General features: G+C 45.4%; 12 protein-coding genes. 10 read left to right on the top strand and 2 right to left on the bottom strand.

All coding sequences use genetic code 11. The annotated features are described in order from the left end of the window. Positions 1-127: 127 nt before the first annotated feature. Positions 128-361, bottom strand: a complete 234-nt coding sequence (locus tag Q8P86_03295) for an AbrB/MazE/SpoVT family DNA-binding domain-containing protein (GenBank protein ID MDP3996690.1) — start codon at positions 359-361, stop codon at positions 128-130. Positions 362-506: 145 nt separating this feature from the next. Here Q8P86_03295 and Q8P86_03290 point away from each other — a divergent pair, with 145 nt between their 5' ends. The 4 genes from Q8P86_03290 to thyA all read left to right on the top strand — a co-directional run bounded on the left by Q8P86_03290 (position 507) and on the right by thyA (position 4,076). After that, positions 507-1,310 (top strand): hypothetical protein, encoded by an 804-nt coding sequence (locus Q8P86_03290; protein MDP3996689.1) that lies wholly within the window; start codon positions 507-509, stop codon positions 1,308-1,310. A gap of 286 nt (positions 1,311-1,596) precedes the next feature. Beyond that, entirely contained in the window at positions 1,597-2,331 is a 735-nt protein-coding gene (locus Q8P86_03285) for a hypothetical protein (GenBank protein ID MDP3996688.1), read from the top strand. A gap of 96 nt (positions 2,332-2,427) precedes the next feature. After that, positions 2,428-2,991 carry a dCTP deaminase gene (gene dcd, locus Q8P86_03280; protein ID MDP3996687.1) on the top strand — a complete coding sequence of 188 codons (564 nt, stop codon included), beginning with the start codon at positions 2,428-2,430 and terminating at the stop codon, positions 2,989-2,991. Between the two features lie 113 nt (positions 2,992-3,104). Beyond that, entirely contained in the window at positions 3,105-4,076 is a 972-nt protein-coding gene (gene thyA / locus Q8P86_03275; protein ID MDP3996686.1) for a thymidylate synthase, read from the top strand. Positions 4,077-4,353: 277 nt separating this feature from the next. Here thyA and Q8P86_03270 read toward each other — a convergent pair whose 3' ends face one another. After that, complete coding sequence (locus Q8P86_03270) at positions 4,354-4,923, bottom strand: hypothetical protein (GenBank protein MDP3996685.1); 570 nt, start codon at positions 4,921-4,923, stop codon at positions 4,354-4,356. 290 nt (positions 4,924-5,213) lie between these two features. Here Q8P86_03270 and Q8P86_03265 point away from each other — a divergent pair, with 290 nt between their 5' ends. The 6 genes from Q8P86_03265 to Q8P86_03240 all read left to right on the top strand — a co-directional run bounded on the left by Q8P86_03265 (position 5,214) and on the right by Q8P86_03240 (position 14,988). Beyond that, on the top strand, positions 5,214-5,825 hold the full coding sequence (locus Q8P86_03265) for a hypothetical protein (GenBank protein ID MDP3996684.1): 612 nt from the start codon (positions 5,214-5,216) through the stop codon (positions 5,823-5,825). 361 nt (positions 5,826-6,186) lie between these two features. Then, positions 6,187-7,407, top strand: a complete 1,221-nt coding sequence (glyA, locus tag Q8P86_03260; protein MDP3996683.1) for a serine hydroxymethyltransferase — start codon at positions 6,187-6,189, stop codon at positions 7,405-7,407. Positions 7,408-7,746: 339 nt separating this feature from the next. After that, a complete protein-coding gene (gene tmk / locus Q8P86_03255; GenBank protein MDP3996682.1) occupies positions 7,747-8,376 on the top strand; it encodes a dTMP kinase in 630 nt (209 codons plus the stop codon). After that, positions 8,373-10,094: an arginine--tRNA ligase gene (argS, locus tag Q8P86_03250; GenBank protein MDP3996681.1), complete on the top strand. Its 1,722-nt coding sequence runs from the start codon at positions 8,373-8,375 to the stop codon at positions 10,092-10,094. Before tmk ends, argS begins: the two co-directional genes overlap by 4 nt. A gap of 231 nt (positions 10,095-10,325) precedes the next feature. Further along, complete coding sequence (locus Q8P86_03245; protein ID MDP3996680.1) at positions 10,326-11,237, top strand: Fic family protein; 912 nt, start codon at positions 10,326-10,328, stop codon at positions 11,235-11,237. A 106-nt stretch (positions 11,238-11,343) separates the two neighbouring features. Next, positions 11,344-14,988 carry a class I tRNA ligase family protein gene (locus Q8P86_03240; protein ID MDP3996679.1) on the top strand — a complete coding sequence of 1,215 codons (3,645 nt, stop codon included), beginning with the start codon at positions 11,344-11,346 and terminating at the stop codon, positions 14,986-14,988. The last annotated feature ends 132 nt before the right edge of the window (positions 14,989-15,120 follow it).

Below are 15,120 nucleotides of genomic sequence, written 5' to 3'. Positions count from 1 at the left end.
CGTGCCTCTTCTGCCGCGTATGAATTGGTAAGCAGAGTCGCATGGCGCTTGGCGAGGCGCACTAAACCCCCGATGCGACTTTTTGGCATCGCGGCGGAAAATAGGATATTCGCGTCCAAAAACACTCTCATCGCTTCTTGAGCGAGAACTTTTTAAGCGCTTCCTCGTTATTCTTCTGAAATTCCGCGATACGCTCGTCGGTATAGATTTCAATAGGGAAAGCCGCTCCCGCTTTAAGCACGACACCATCGCTCGTTTCTTCGGCAATGACCTGCCCTTCGCCGCTTATGCCGAGCTTTTTTCGCAGAGCTTTAGGGAGCGTAAGCGTCCCGCGTTCGTTGATGTTTATGATATTTCTCATACTTTCAGTATTTCATACTTTCAGCATTTTGCAAGATTGACGAATTGGCGATAGGTGTGGTAAGATATTTTCGGACAGAAAACGGCGCAAATACGCACCGTTTGAACTGTTCTTCACAGGAAAATCAAAAAAGAAAGGAACCCGTATGTCTACGGAACCCTTAATCAGAAAATCAACGCACGACTTTACTCTGCTTGTTGCAAGCCAAGTCTGCGTAGCGGGATTAACAGAGGAGGTGGAAAAATACTACCTTGCGCAAAAACAAGAAGTAGCACCAGCATTTAAGTATGGCTTCGTACTTCCGGGTACCATTCCGATTCCGGCGGTTCCCGTTGAGATTACGGGCTATCCGATTGAAGAAACGGACTGCTTTGCGTGGCTTGGCCATGCGGAGCAGTTTACCGAGAAGTATCTCGGCATGACGGTAAATCTTCGGGAGATGTTTGCGTTGCCGGCCCGGCTTCCATGGAAACATATTCTGCCGATTTTCGATCCGGCAGGGCTTACCAACTGGCAGATGGTGGAAGTTCTCAAAGCGCAAAATCTCATCGTCTGGGGAGGGACCGATGTCGGAGAGTCCACCGGCGCAATCGCCGAAGGAACGACGCTCTCTCTCATGGAGCGCTCGCCGACGCCAACACCGGCAACGATGGGACTTCCGCCGAAGTACGCGCGGCACTGGTTCAGCGGTCGTCAAACGCGTCCGCTTCACCTGCGCGGATACGGCATAGGTCAGGGACTGCTATATGAAGTAGAAAAGCAGTTTCTGGACCCCGGAGTGACCGCGACGGTGTTTCCGGAAAACACTTTTCCGGTTGGCGGTCGCGTCGCGTGCGGCTCCTGGCATGCGGGCGATAGCTGGGTGTTCTTCGGCCGTTACGATGACGACAACGAGTGTGCCCACTGCGGCTTCCGCGAGGCAATTGTCCTTGAAGAAAAGAGGGGATAGTTGCTCCGTCTGTACAGTTAGTTTCCAACCCGCCTTTCGCGTGCTTCGCGAAAGGCGGGTTTTATTATCCATTTATACCGCTCTATACAGCCATTTCAACACGCCATACGGGTGGCGCGTTGGAAACCAGCCAATCCACTCTTTTGCTTTTGTCGCTCTCTCCGTCATTGCGAACGCAGTGTGGCAATCCAGCCCGTCCCTTCTTCAATTTTATTCGTGTCGTGCCAGTCTTTCCACAACCCTCAAATCAGCTTATAATACTCATGTATTTTATTCGTGTCGTGTTATGTATGAAATAGAAATAAAATCCCTTCTCGGTTCCAAAGAAAGAGCCGAAGAGGCCAAAAAAAAGCTTGCCGAAAAGGATAAGTCCCTCACAAAAAAAGGGGAGCATAAACAGCTCAATCATTACTTCAATGTGCCATCCCAAGCTGCGCAAGGGATTGCGGCAGCCACGAATGCCGCTCATGCGAATGGGGGGAAAATCTTGAGTAAGGTGTGCGAAATTATCGGACCTCTTGTCGCCGAAGATAAAAAAGAAGCTCTTAAAAAGATTTGCGAGGAAGGAAAAAAGGTTTCCATACGTACGAGGGATGCGGACGGTAAAGTGTACTTTGTAATGAAAGCGTCCGTAGGCGACGATACAAGCGCAAACGGCGTTTCCAGGGTTGAGTTTCAAGAAGAAGTTTTTAAAACATTAGACGAACTTGATAAAATCCTTTTGGATGCCGGTCTTACTTATCAAGCCAAGTGGTCGCGCGAGAGGGAGGAGTATGAAAGCAAGACCCACAATATGCAGATAACCATAGATAAAAATGCCGGTTACGGCTATTTGGCTGAATTTGAGAAATCAGGCAAAGAGGGCGATGATGTAAAGATGATTGAAAAAGAAATAAGGGATTTTATGGGAGAAATCGGAGTCGAAGAACTCGCACAGGACAGGTTGGAGCGGATGTTTGAGTTTTACAATGAGCACTGGGCGGAGTATTATGGAACGGACAAAGTTTTTACTATTGAATAGTCACTAATCAATCTCTAATTTAAAACCCGAATAACCCGAATGAGGATTCGAGAAGATTAGGGACAGAGATTCGGGATTGATTAGAGAATAAAAGCCATGTTTTTATCAGATACCGACATCAAAAAAGCCGTCAAGGAAAAGCACATTACGCTTAGGCCTTTTGACGTTGGGAAGCTTCAGCCGGCAAGCTATGACATTACTCTGGCGGGCAAATTTATCGTTACCGACTCGCATACCACCACTTTTATTGACCCTGTTAACAAGGTCTTCCCTAAGACCCGCGAAGTCAATATCAAAGACGGCGACGCTTTCGTGCTTCATCCGGGCGTTTCTCTTCTCGGCTATTCCAAAGAATATTTCGGTTCTGACCACTATCTTATTGAAGTAAACGGCAAGTCGTCTCTGGCTCGCATCGGTCTTTTGGTCCACAATTCGGCCGCCCTTATAAACCCCGGACACTTCCTAAATGTCGCGCTTGAACTTTGCAACCTAAACAATGTGCCGATAATACTTCGCCCCGGCATGTCCATCGCCCAGCTCACATTCTCGCCACTCTCAAGCCAAACCGAGCAAAATTATCGCGAGACGGGGCGGTATAACGGCAACAACAGGGTTGGATATATCCCGCCGAGAATCATTTCTTCTCGGAAGAAGAAATGATTCGCAAAACATGTAACTTGTAACGCCATAATATACAACGTGTAACTTGTAACGTGTAACGCCGGAAAAGAAATACTCTGACGCTACACGCTACACGCTTCACGCTATACGCCATGCTTCACCCCGAACAACAATATTTAAATCTTCTCAAGGACATCTTAGAAAACGGTGTCTTAAAGCACGACCACAATACCGGCATAGGGCTTGTGAGCGTCTTTGGAAGGCAAATCAGGTTTGACTTGTCAAAGGGTTTTCCTCTTTTGACAACCAAAAAAGTACCATGGAACAGCATCCTTCACGAGCTTTACTGGTTTATGTCGGGGCAGACAAATATAAAATATTTGGTGGATAATAAAGTGCCGATATGGAACGATTATCCTTACAAAATTTACAAGAAAAAATCGGACAAAGGCGAACTGCCGATTCTTTCTCTTGAAGAATTTGTTGATAAGATAAAAACCGACGATGAGTTTGCCAAAGAACACGGCGAGCTACCTCACATATACGGAGAGCAGTGGAGGGCATGGACGGCGAGCGATGATGGAAGGAAAATAGACCAGCTTGCATGGGTTATAAACACTCTGAAGAATTATCCGGAACGCAAGCACGCCATTCTTTCCGCTTGGAATCCGACTTATCTTTACGCCATGGCCCGACCGGGCGAAGCGCTTTCTTTTCCGCTTTGCCACATTCTTTTTCATTTTAACGTTGCCGGCAATAAATTGTCCTGCCAACTTTATCAGCGAAGCGCGGATATGTTTCTCGGGGTCCCATTCAATATCGCAAGTTATTCCGCTTTAACTATGATCGTGGCGAAAATATGCGGATATGAACCCGGAGAATTTGTCCACACTTTCGGCGATGCTCATATTTACGAAAACCATATTGAACAGGTGAAAGAGCAGATAACTCGGGAGCCAAAACCTTTCCCTCGTCTTGTCATAAACGATGAAGTGAAAAGCTTGGAAACATTCAAGCCCGAATTAGTAACTCTTGAAAACTATGACTCTCACCCGCGCCTAAAAGGAGAGATGACAGTTGCCGGAGGGTTTGATGAAAAAGACCGCACGGCAAGCAAGTCCTAAAAAAATTCTCACGGTTGGATTGTAAACTTCTGGCGCACAGTTTGCGCTGTGTGGGTTTGGCGTAGAAACTCCATAAATTCATGGAGAAGCGATGCTTATTGCTAAAAGTGATACTTTTTAGCAATAAGCTGTAAGTGCTTATATGCGGAGTTTACTCACGGAGCTTACTCGTGGAAATTCTTACCGAAAACCCCCCTACACACATTTTGGACGGCCGTCCAAAATGTGTGTAGGGGGTGAGAAACATGGGAGTTACCGTTTTTATTCAATTCAACTTTTACTCTAAGTTAAAGATTTTTTTGAGTCGGCCGCTACCCTCTATTTCATCCGCTATAATATAGAGCATATCTTTTCCAATCATAAAGTCGGCTTTTAAAAGAGCGATAAGATCCTCACAGTCATAAGGATATACCCAAACGCTCTGTTGCAACTTTTCAAATCCTATAAGGCGAAGAGTTTGTCGTAATTGGTTGCGGGTTTTCCGCCGGCATTCTTTTATGTCAAATATAAGTATCCTCCATTTCTTGTCCCATTTTTTCGGCTTGTTAAGTTTAAAGTCGGCGAGTTTCAGCTGGCGCAGTTTTTCCTCTCCGGCCTTCGTGATTTCAAGAAAGCCATTCTTATTTTGGCAAAGCAAGCCCCTTTCAAGCAGGCGAGTGCGAGCGCGATTTACCACTTCTCTCTGCCTTTTAGTGCTTATGATTCCGAGTTTGGCCATCGCTCCCAAGACATTTGGTGCTACAAGCGCCGTGCCGACAATTCCCACTGCCGCGATGCTTCCAAGTATCATTTTTTGAATTTCCCCTTTGCGATTTTTCCGCTTTGAATTTTCTTCTATTCTGCCCATACACTCATTATAGACGGCCGTCCAAAATGTGTGTATGTTGACAAATATGACGTTTAGGTGTATACTATAAAATAGAAGGTATAGTTTTTTGATAAGACTTGCTTTGTCTTGCCGAAGTTTTAACGAAGGTAGGCGAGTGGTCATAGCCCCTATACGCGGATGAGTGCAGAAAGAAATGCAGACCCCGAAAGGCCGAAGACGGCAACGGGGCAAGTAAAACGCTGATTTCCGCGGATGAGGGCTATGACTACTAATGTGGTGGTTCTAGTAAAAAACAAAAACCGCCCGCTGTGAAAACATCGGGCAAACAAAAAAAGAAGATTGTTATGACGACGAAAATTGTTACAGACGATCGGAAAAACCAGAAACCCACCGCCCAACAGGTGGAAACCTACACCCGTCGCGAAAGCGAACTACGCCAGAGGTTCCTCAAAGGAATCCTTAATGTTAACGGCGTCCTCGCTTTGCTTCAGCAGGCGTTGGAGCTCGTCAAGAGTTTCATCAACTGCAACGTCCAGCCGGAAATCCCCGACTGGGCGGATAAGCAAAACCCGATCATTGAACACACTCCTTGTGGCATCGTTGACCCGGCACGACTCACAACCGCACAGGTGCTCGAAGATGGCGAAGAAAATATCGATTGCAAAGAATTCATCGCTCGGGCTAACAAACTCGACTCGATGAACGCTTGCGCGTTCGATTTCTACTCAAAGCCAGAAAACTGGAAGTATCTTCCGTGCGACGTGAATGTGATCGTTTTTCCAAAAACGGTTTTCCGCCACTCGGACGGTGGCCGTTGCGTGAGGTTTCTCTACCGCGACGGTGCGGAGTGGAACCTGTACTACTGCTGGCTCGATTACGGGTTCGATCGTCACGATCGGGTGGCGGTGCTCGCAAGTTAGTCCTCGGACTTATCCACTTGGGTCTTTTAGACCCTTTGGATTTAGTCCACATCCCCAAGTTTTATTGCAGAAAACTTGGGGATTTTTCGTGATATATTACATGTGGTAGTAGGTGAATCAGTACGAGTTTACGGACACGTGCCGCCGAATCCAGTGTCGTGGACGGAGGGTGTACGCAGAAACTTCACAAAAAATGAATATACTCAGTGCACCTTTTTGCGATAATAGACCATCTTTTCTTTTTGCCCTTTGGTGGTACAATTTGGAAACATTAATTTTCACCCTGTTATGTTGTAACCCCCTTATCGGTTCGCGCGTTCGTAGTATTCGCATATTATTCGTGGATTCACATTATATTTCTATGGACAAACAAATAAAAAAACTAATTGATGCTGAAAAAAAGCGGCAGAAGGGAGTGATAAATTTAATCGCTTCGGAGAATTACGTTTCAAAAGACGTGCTTGCCGCCTTAGGAAGCGAGCTTACCGACAAGTACGGGGAAGGGTATCCTGGCAGGCGCTATTATCGCGGATGCGCGGTGGTGGATGAGATTGAAAACCTTGCCAGAAAACGAGCTCTCAAACTTTTCGGTCTAAGCGAAGACGAGTGGGGTGTAAACGTTCAGCCGCTTTCCGGCTCTCCTGCAAATTTCGCCGTGTATTCGGCGCTTTTGCCACCGACAGCCGACAACCAACAGCCGACCACGAAAGGTAAAATTATGGGCATGACGCTTTCCCATGGCGGGCATCTCACGCATGGTCAGCCGGTATCCATGACGGGAAAGTTCTGGACGCAAGTGCCGTATGGCGTCAGTAAAACAGACGAACGACTTGATTATGAAGAAGTCAAAAAAATCGCCGTTTCAAATCAACCGAATATCATCGTTGCGGGATTTACCGCGTACGCTCATATTGTTGATTTTAAGAAATTTAGAGAAATTGCCGATGCGGTGGTTTACCCTGAGCAAAGTGGAAAGAAAGCGTACTTAATGGTGGATATGTCTCATTTCGCCGGGCTTGTTGCCGGCAAGGTTTATCCGTCGCCTTTTGCTTATGCCGATATCGTAACCACGACGACGCATAAGACGCTTAGAGGTCCTCGTTCGGCCATGATATTTACGCGAAAGGATGAGCGTGAGTTGGATAAGAAAATAGACAAGATTATCATTCCCGGTCTTTTTGGGGGCCCTCATTTCAACGCTATCGCGGCGGTGGCCGTCGCCCTCAAAGAAGCCGATACGCCGGCATTCAAGAAATACGCTACGCAGGTAGTGAAGAACGCAGAAGCTCTGTCGGACGAATTAGCCAAGCTCGGTTGGAGAATTGTGGAGGGAGGGACAGAGACGCATCTTCTGCGCGTTGACGTATGGCAGGGCGGGAAAGGTATCGGTGGGCGCGAAGCGGCGGACAAACTGGAACGAGCCGGAATTATCGTTAATGAAAATACTATTCCGTTTGATACCCGAAAACCAGTTGACCCTTCCGGCATTCGGCTGGGAACTGCGGCGGAAACCACGCGCGGAAAGAAAGAAAAAGATATGCGATTGATTGCCAAAAAAATAGATAAAATTTTGCGCTCATAAATTTCCAGTAGAAATTTTTGGTGTGTCTGATACACTTAGGAAAGTGAGAAGTTGAGGTGAACATAAAATCTAAGGAGCACAATGAAAGCGAGAATTTATAAAAGAACCGGCATAGAATCTGTCCGGTCTGGCTTGGAAGAAAGTCGGCGCCGGCGAATTTTGGCCGACCAGGAGGCCAAAACAGCAGAGCGCAACAGGTTGCGCACAACAGAATTAAAGAGGCGAGAAAAAGAAAAACCGGCTCCAAACAAAAAACCCCAATAGGTACACTTTCTTCAAGCGTCCACAACTTTTGTCTGGACGCTTTTCTTTTTTTCATTTAAACAGTAGGATTATCACATGAACGAAAAGCGGGGAAAATTCATCGTGATAGACGGATGCGATGGGGCGGGGAAATCGCTTATGGTGAATTTGCTTGCCAAAGAGCTTCCGTCCGATAATTTTATTTTCACTCGCGAACCGGGCGGAACGCCGTTTTCAGAAAAAATAAGAAACTTGATGATTGACAAAGACGCGATATTTGCCACAGCCGAAACTCAATTTGCTCTTGCTTGGGCGGGCAGGCATGAGCATATGAAGCGAAAAATTTTACCTGCCCTTGAAGCGGGAGTAAACGTAATATCTGACAGATTTGATTCTTCAACATACGCTTTTCAAATTTGCGGACAAGAGGCGTGGCATTTGAAAGATTTATTTTGGGAAACAAGAGAGGTCTATCTTCGCGACTTTAAACCCGATATCTATATAATGTTGGATGTTGAAGTTGAAGAAGGAATAAGACGGATAAGCAGGAAAACAGAAGTCAAGAGCCACTTTGATGAAAGAGAAATAGATTTTCACAGACGCACAAAAGAAGGATATTTTGAATTTTCCAAGAGGGTTGAACACAAAATAGTTGACGCGAACGCAGAGCCGGAAGTCGTAAAGAAAGAGTTGGCCGGAATAATTAGGGAGATTACGAACCTATGATAAAGGAAAAAATAATTTTACAAATAAAATCAGCTCTGGCCGAACTCGGAATATCGGCAGGCGAAATAATCATCACCCATCCGGCTGATTTGGCGCATGGGGACTACGCCACAAACGCGGCGCTTGTTTACGCAAAGAAGGTCGGCAAAAGTCCGCGGGAGCTCGCGAATGATTTGGTAGAGCGTGTCACTGCAAATCAGCCCGAAGAAGTGGAAAAAGCAGAGGTGGCGGGAGCGGGATTTATAAACTTCCATCTAAAACCAAAAGTTTTTGCCCTTGGCGTAACAGATATTTTGGAGGAAAAAGAAGGGTTTGGAAAAAGTGAGCATCTTGTGGATGAAAAAGTAATGGTGGAATACACCGACCCTAATATTTTCAAGCCGTTTCATATCGGGCATTTGATGAGTAATGCCATAGGAGAATCCATCTCCCGTTTGACGGAGTTTTCCGGAGCGAAGGTCGTGAGAATGTGCTACCCGAGCGACACGGGACTTCATATCGCAAAAGCTGTTTGGGGATACAAAAATAAACTTGACAGCGTTCCGAAAGACAGCGACTCGTTGTCGGAAAAAACCGCTTTTTTGGGCGAAGCGTATGTATTCGGTTCCAATGCTTATGAGAATTCCAAGGAAGATAAAGCCGAAATAGACGCGCTAAACAAAATTCTTTATGAAAAGTCAGACGCGGAAGCGAATAAAATATATGAAAAAGGCCGAACATGGAGCTTGGAACATTTTGAAGAACTTTACGCCGTTTTGGGCACAAAATTTGATGAATACATTTTTGAAAGTGAAGTGGCGGGCAGAGGAAAGGAAATAACGCTGGAGTTTTTGAAAAAAGGAGTATTTGAAGAAAGCGAAGGAGCCGTCATATTTGATGGTGAGAAAAGAGGACTGCATAAAAGGGTCTTTGTGACTTCAAAGGGGTTGCCTACATACGAAGCCAAAGAGATGGGTTTAAACACGGAAAAATTTAAACGTCACGAAAACCTTGAAAGGTCTATAATTGTAACCGCAAGCGAACAGGACGATTATTTTAAGGTTGTGCTCTCCGCCTTGCGCGAAGTAGATGAGAAAATTGGACGGAAGACCACGCATATAAGTCATGGGATGATGCGTTTTGCAGAGGGTAAGATGTCTTCGCGAAAAGGAAATGTCATAACAGGCGAGGCGCTTTTGAAGCAGGTTAAGAATTTGGTTAAGGAAAAAATGAAAGAACGAGATTTTTCTGAAGAAAAAAGAGAAGAAACATCTGAAATTATCGCGGTCGGAGCAATAAAGTATTCCATACTGCGACAAGCCATAGGAGGAGATATTGTTTTTGATTTTGAAAAATCGGTTTCTTTTGAAGGGGATTCGGGCCCGTATTTGCAATATTCCTATGTGCGAGCGAAGGCGGTGATGAAGAAAGCAGACGAAGAAGATTTAGGATTTGAGATTTCCGATTTAAAAATGGAAGGAAAAGCGGGAGCGGTGGACAGGATGCTGATTAGATTTCCGGAAGTGGTGGAAAGGGCGGGGGAAGAATACGCCCCACACCATCTTGTCACTTACCTCACTGAATTGGCGAGCCAGTTCAATTCTTGGTACGCCAAAGAAAAAATAGTGGACAAAGGCGACCCGTCTTCTCCTTACAAGGTTGCCCTGACAGCCGCTTTTGCTCAAGTGATGAAAAACGGGCTATGGCTTCTCGGTATTAAGACGCCGGAGAAGATGTAATGATTCACAGCAGTCGTACTGCTGTGAATAAGGAGTTTGCTTAATCGTATCAAAATGATACGATTAGAAGGTCTAAATGATACGATTGTGCTAAAAATAAGCCAAAAACAACAAAAAATCCTGTCCATTTTCTTGAAAAACCGGTCGGTCCGGTCCTCTTTTGTGCGTGATGAATTACTCAAACAGGGGGATAGCACTTCACTCGTTACTGTCAAAAGAACACTGTCGGAAATGGCAGGAACCGGGCTTTTAAGACCTGTCGGCAAAGGCAGGTCGACAGCGTATGAAATATCCGTTGTGGGGAGGCTTTTTGCGGAAGTGGACGCAGGGTCGTATTGCGCCTCTGACCCCGACAAGCGTTTCGGACTTTCCGGCTACAATTTCAACCTTTTTTCGGAGATGCCAAATGACATTTTCTCGGATAACGAACTCGCCTCTTTTAATAAATCAACGGCCGAGTACGAAGGGCGGACGGCAGACCTTCCCGAGGCGATAAGAAAAAAAGAACTGGAAAGGCTTGTTATTGAACTGTCGTGGAAGTCGTCAAAAATAGAAGGCAATACCTATACGCTTCTTGATACGGAAAAACTGATTCTGGAAAACAAGGAAGCACCGGGACACGACAGGGCAGAGGCAAGAATGATACTAAATCATAAAGACGCTTTTTATTTCGTCCACGAAAACGCAAAAGAATTTCAGACGCTTACTCGCGCTAATTTGGAAAAGATTCACGAGATACTGGTAAAAGATTTGGGTGTCGGTTTCGGATTTCGCTTGAAACCTGTCGGAGTGCTCGGGTCAAAATATCGGCCGCTTGATAACGGTTATCAGATCGCGGAAGCGGTGGAGGCGCTTTCGCTTGCCGTTCTAAGAATGACTGAACCGTGCGCAAAGGCCATGGTTGCCCTTTTGGGTTTAAGTTATATTCAGCCATTTGAAGATGGTAACAAGAGAACATCGCGGCTTATGGCAAACGCCATTCTTCTCGCTCACGGTCGTGCGCCACTCTCATATAGAAGCGCGGACGAGAACGAATACAGGGAAGCGATGCTTGTTTTCTACGAACTCAATTCATTAGTGTCGTTCAAAGAACTTTTTATTGAACAATACGAATTCGCCGCGCTAAATTACGCGGTGAAGTAAAGTTTGCGCTGAAACGAACACTGTGGTTCCATTGGCATACGGTTTGTTGTTCATGGCCGGTGTACACGTTTGGAAAAAGGCCGAAAATACCTTAAACTGTCTATATATGACTGACAAAAAAGATGTCCGCTCGGAAAGGGCAAAAAAGGAGCAAGAAATACTGGAGTTGTGGAGGGAAAACCGTATTTTTGAAAAAACTCTTGAAAAAAACAAGGACTCCGGCAAGGAATTCATTTTTTACGAAGGGCCTCCTACCGCCAATGGCAAGCCGGGAATTCACCACTTGGAGTCCCGAGCGTTTAAAGATGCCATACCGCGATACAAAACAATGCGTGGCTTTTACGTGCGGAGAAAAGGCGGTTGGGATACTCATGGACTGCCTGTTGAAATACAGGTGGAAAAAGAACTCGGGCTTAAGTCAAAAAAAGAAGTTGAAGAGTATGGCGTTGAAAAGTTCAATCAAAAATGCAAAGAGAGCGTTTGGAAATACGTGCGCGAATGGGAAGAATTTACGGAGAGGGTGGGCTATTGGATTGACTTGGAACACCCGTATGTTACCTACAAGCCGTATTATATAGAATCGGTTTGGAACATAGTAAAGAAAATAGACGAGCAGGGGCTTTTGTATAAGGACTACAAAGTAGTGCCGTGGTGCCCGAGATGCGGGACGGCGCTTTCGTCACACGAGTTGGCTCAAGGATATGAGACAGTCAAGGACTTGTCGATAACGGCGAAATTCCAAATCCGAAATCCGAAATCCGAAATAAATTCAAAATTAAAAATTCAAAATGGCAAACCAACTTATATGTTGGCTTGGACGACCACGCCGTGGACATTGCCGGGGAATGTGGCTCTTGCGGTAAATCCGAACATAACATATGTTCGGATCGGAATTACGAATCAAGAATCAGGAATAAAGGAAGAATACATACTGGCAAAAGAGAGGATAGGGAATGTTCTAAAAGATAAAGAGTTCGAAATCATTGAGGAATTTACGGGAGGGGAATTAGTCGGACTTGAATACGAACCTCTGTATCCATTTCTTGCTAAAGCCCTAAATCCTGAAGCCCTAAATCCTGCTTTCAAGGTTTATTCGGCGGATTTTGTTACGACAGAAGACGGCACGGGAATCGTGCACACGGCGGTTATGTACGGACAAGACGACTTTCAGTTGGGAACAAAAGAAGGGCTACCCAAGTATCATTTGGTAAATGAAGACGGTACTTTCAAGAAGGAAACAGGGTTTCTCTCGGGCAAACAAGTGAAGACCGAAAGTACGGACGTGGAGATAATAAAGGACTTGGCTCATCGCGGACTTCTCTTCGCGAAAGAAAAATATGAGCATAGCTATCCTCACTGTTGGCGATGCCATAGCGCGCTTATATATTTCGCCCGGGACTCTTGGTATATAAAAATGTCCGACAAAAAAATAAAAGACAAACTCGTAAAGGAAAATAAAAAAATAAACTGGGAGCCGGAATATATAAAAGAGGGCAGGTTTGGAGAGTGGCTGAAGGATATAAAGGATTGGGCTATTTCAAGAGAGAGGTATTGGGGAACGCCTTTGCCCGTTTGGATTTGTCCGCAAATCCAAACGGGCAAGATTTCAGGTTCGGAATTTAAGATTTTTGAAGGTGAAGAGTTACAAAAAACCGATAGCAAGCAGAAGGGATGCGGAAAAACGCGGGTCGTTGGGTCATTTGAAGAAATATTTAAGTTGGGAGCGGGCAGGCCTTTGACTCGTTTGATACTTTTGCGCCACGGAGAGAGCCAGAAAAACATTGACGGTATTTTTGACAGCGAAAGAGATAAATATCCTCTGACAAAAGAGGGCAAAAAGCAAGCCAAAGAAGCGGGCAAGAAACTGGCGGCGCTTGGCGTTGATGCTTTGTATTCATCTCCTGTCTTACGCGCTCGAGAAACGGCAGACATTGTGGCGGAAAATATTAAAATCAAAAACATTTTGGACGACCGTCTTTGGGAGGTAAAAAGCGGGCAATGGGACGGCAAAGAACCTCAGGACTCTCTCATAAATAGAAATCGTCTTGACTACAACGGTCTTCCTGATGAAAAGTATTACCTCACTCCAAGAGGGCAGACGGGGGAGAGCTGGAAGCAGGTGGAAGACAGAATGTCTGATTTTGTTCGCGAGATTTTGGAAAAGCACAAAGGCGAAACAGTGGCCATAGTGTCCCACGAAGGGCCTCTTATTTTTCTTTTGCGCTATTTGAAAAATTTGTCGCTTCAGGAGGTTACGAATTTGTGGCAAGAAAGAAGGACTTTTAAACGCGGGCTTTTGGGGGGATACGCCGAGGCGTCTTTCGTCTATGTTGACAACTCGACCGGTAAAGAACTGGACCCGCACAAACCTCGCGTAGACGAAATTTCTTTAATTTGTAAATGCGGAGGCGAGATGAAAAGAGTCAAAGAGGTCATGGACGTTTGGTTTGATTCGGGTGCCATGCCTTTTGCGGAGGACCATTACCCTTTTAAAAACAAGGACTACATAGATGAAAAGGGGTATCCGGCCGATTATATTTGCGAGGCGATAGACCAAACGCGCGGATGGTTTTACACTTTGCACGCAATCGGCGTTTTGATGGGCAAAGGAGCGGCTTACAAAAACGTCATTTCTCTCGGCCATCTTTTGGAAGCCAAGGGTAAAAAGATGAGCAAGTCGCTCGGCAACGTTATTGACCCAAAGGAGCAGATGGAAAAATACGGAGCGGACGCTTTGCGTTTTTGGATGTACTCGGTCAATCAGCCGGGGGAAGCGAAAAATTATGATGAAAAGACGGTGGACGAGATAGTGAAGAAGGTGTTTAACCTCGCCGATAATGTTCTGCAGTTTTATCTTTTGTATTCAAAAGATGGAACACACAACATGGAACATGCAACATCCGAGAAGGGGCATGTTTTGGACAAATGGGTTCTCGCGAGGTTGGGTCAACTGGTTGGGGAAGTAACTGAAGGGCTTGATAATTACAAGCTTCTTGAGCCGGCAAGAGCGATACGTGAATTTATCGGCGATCTGTCGCAGTGGTATCTTCGGCGTTCGCGTGACCGCATAAAGGAGGGGGACAAAGAAGCTCTGACAACTCTGCGACATGTCTTGATAGAACTATCAAAACTTTTGGCGCCGTTTACACCGTTTTTTGCCGAACATTTGTATCAGTCGCTACACGATACATGCTACACGCTACATGATAAAAGCGTGCATCTGGAAGAATGGCCGAAACATGGAACATGGAACATGGAACATGGAACAAAAATGCTTGAAGATATGGAAGAGGTGAGAAGGATTGTTTCGCTGGCACTGGAGCAGAGAGCGAAAGCGAGTATAAAAGTGAGACAGCCGCTAAACAAGTTAAAAGTTAAAAGTTTAAAGTTTAAAGTCGGAGACGAGCAAATGATAAACCTTGTGAAAGACGAGGTGAATGTAAAAGAGGTTGTTTTGGACGACACGATTTCCGGAGAAGTGGAGATTGATACGGAAATAACGCCAAAGCTTAAGGAGGAGGGAACGGTGCGGGAATTCATCCGCGCCGTGCAGGATTTACGCAAAAAGAAAGGGCTAAACCCGAGCGATTCTGTCGTGCTAAAAGTCAAGGCCGATGATACAGGCAAAGCGTTTCTTGAAAAAAATAAAAGTGAAATTCAGAAAACGGCGGGACTTAAGGATATGAGTTTTGAAGACGTGGCGACGGAAAACATTGCTATAGAAAATCTCTTTTTCTCGCTTGACATATAGATAAACAACCGGCAAAACCGGCAATTGCTTAACCCTAATTATGTTCTTCATGCGTCGTTTTAAAAAAACGACATTTGCTTTTTTTTGGTAAAAAAGTAGTATCAAAGCAGGTTGGTAAGAAAAAAAAGAAAG

Source organism: bacterium (assembly GCA_030699905.1).
Lineage (GTDB): Bacteria > Patescibacteriota > Minisyncoccia > Phycocordibacterales.
The sequence above is the reverse complement of the archived record's forward strand: the minus strand, read 5'-3'. Positions and strand labels throughout refer to the sequence as shown.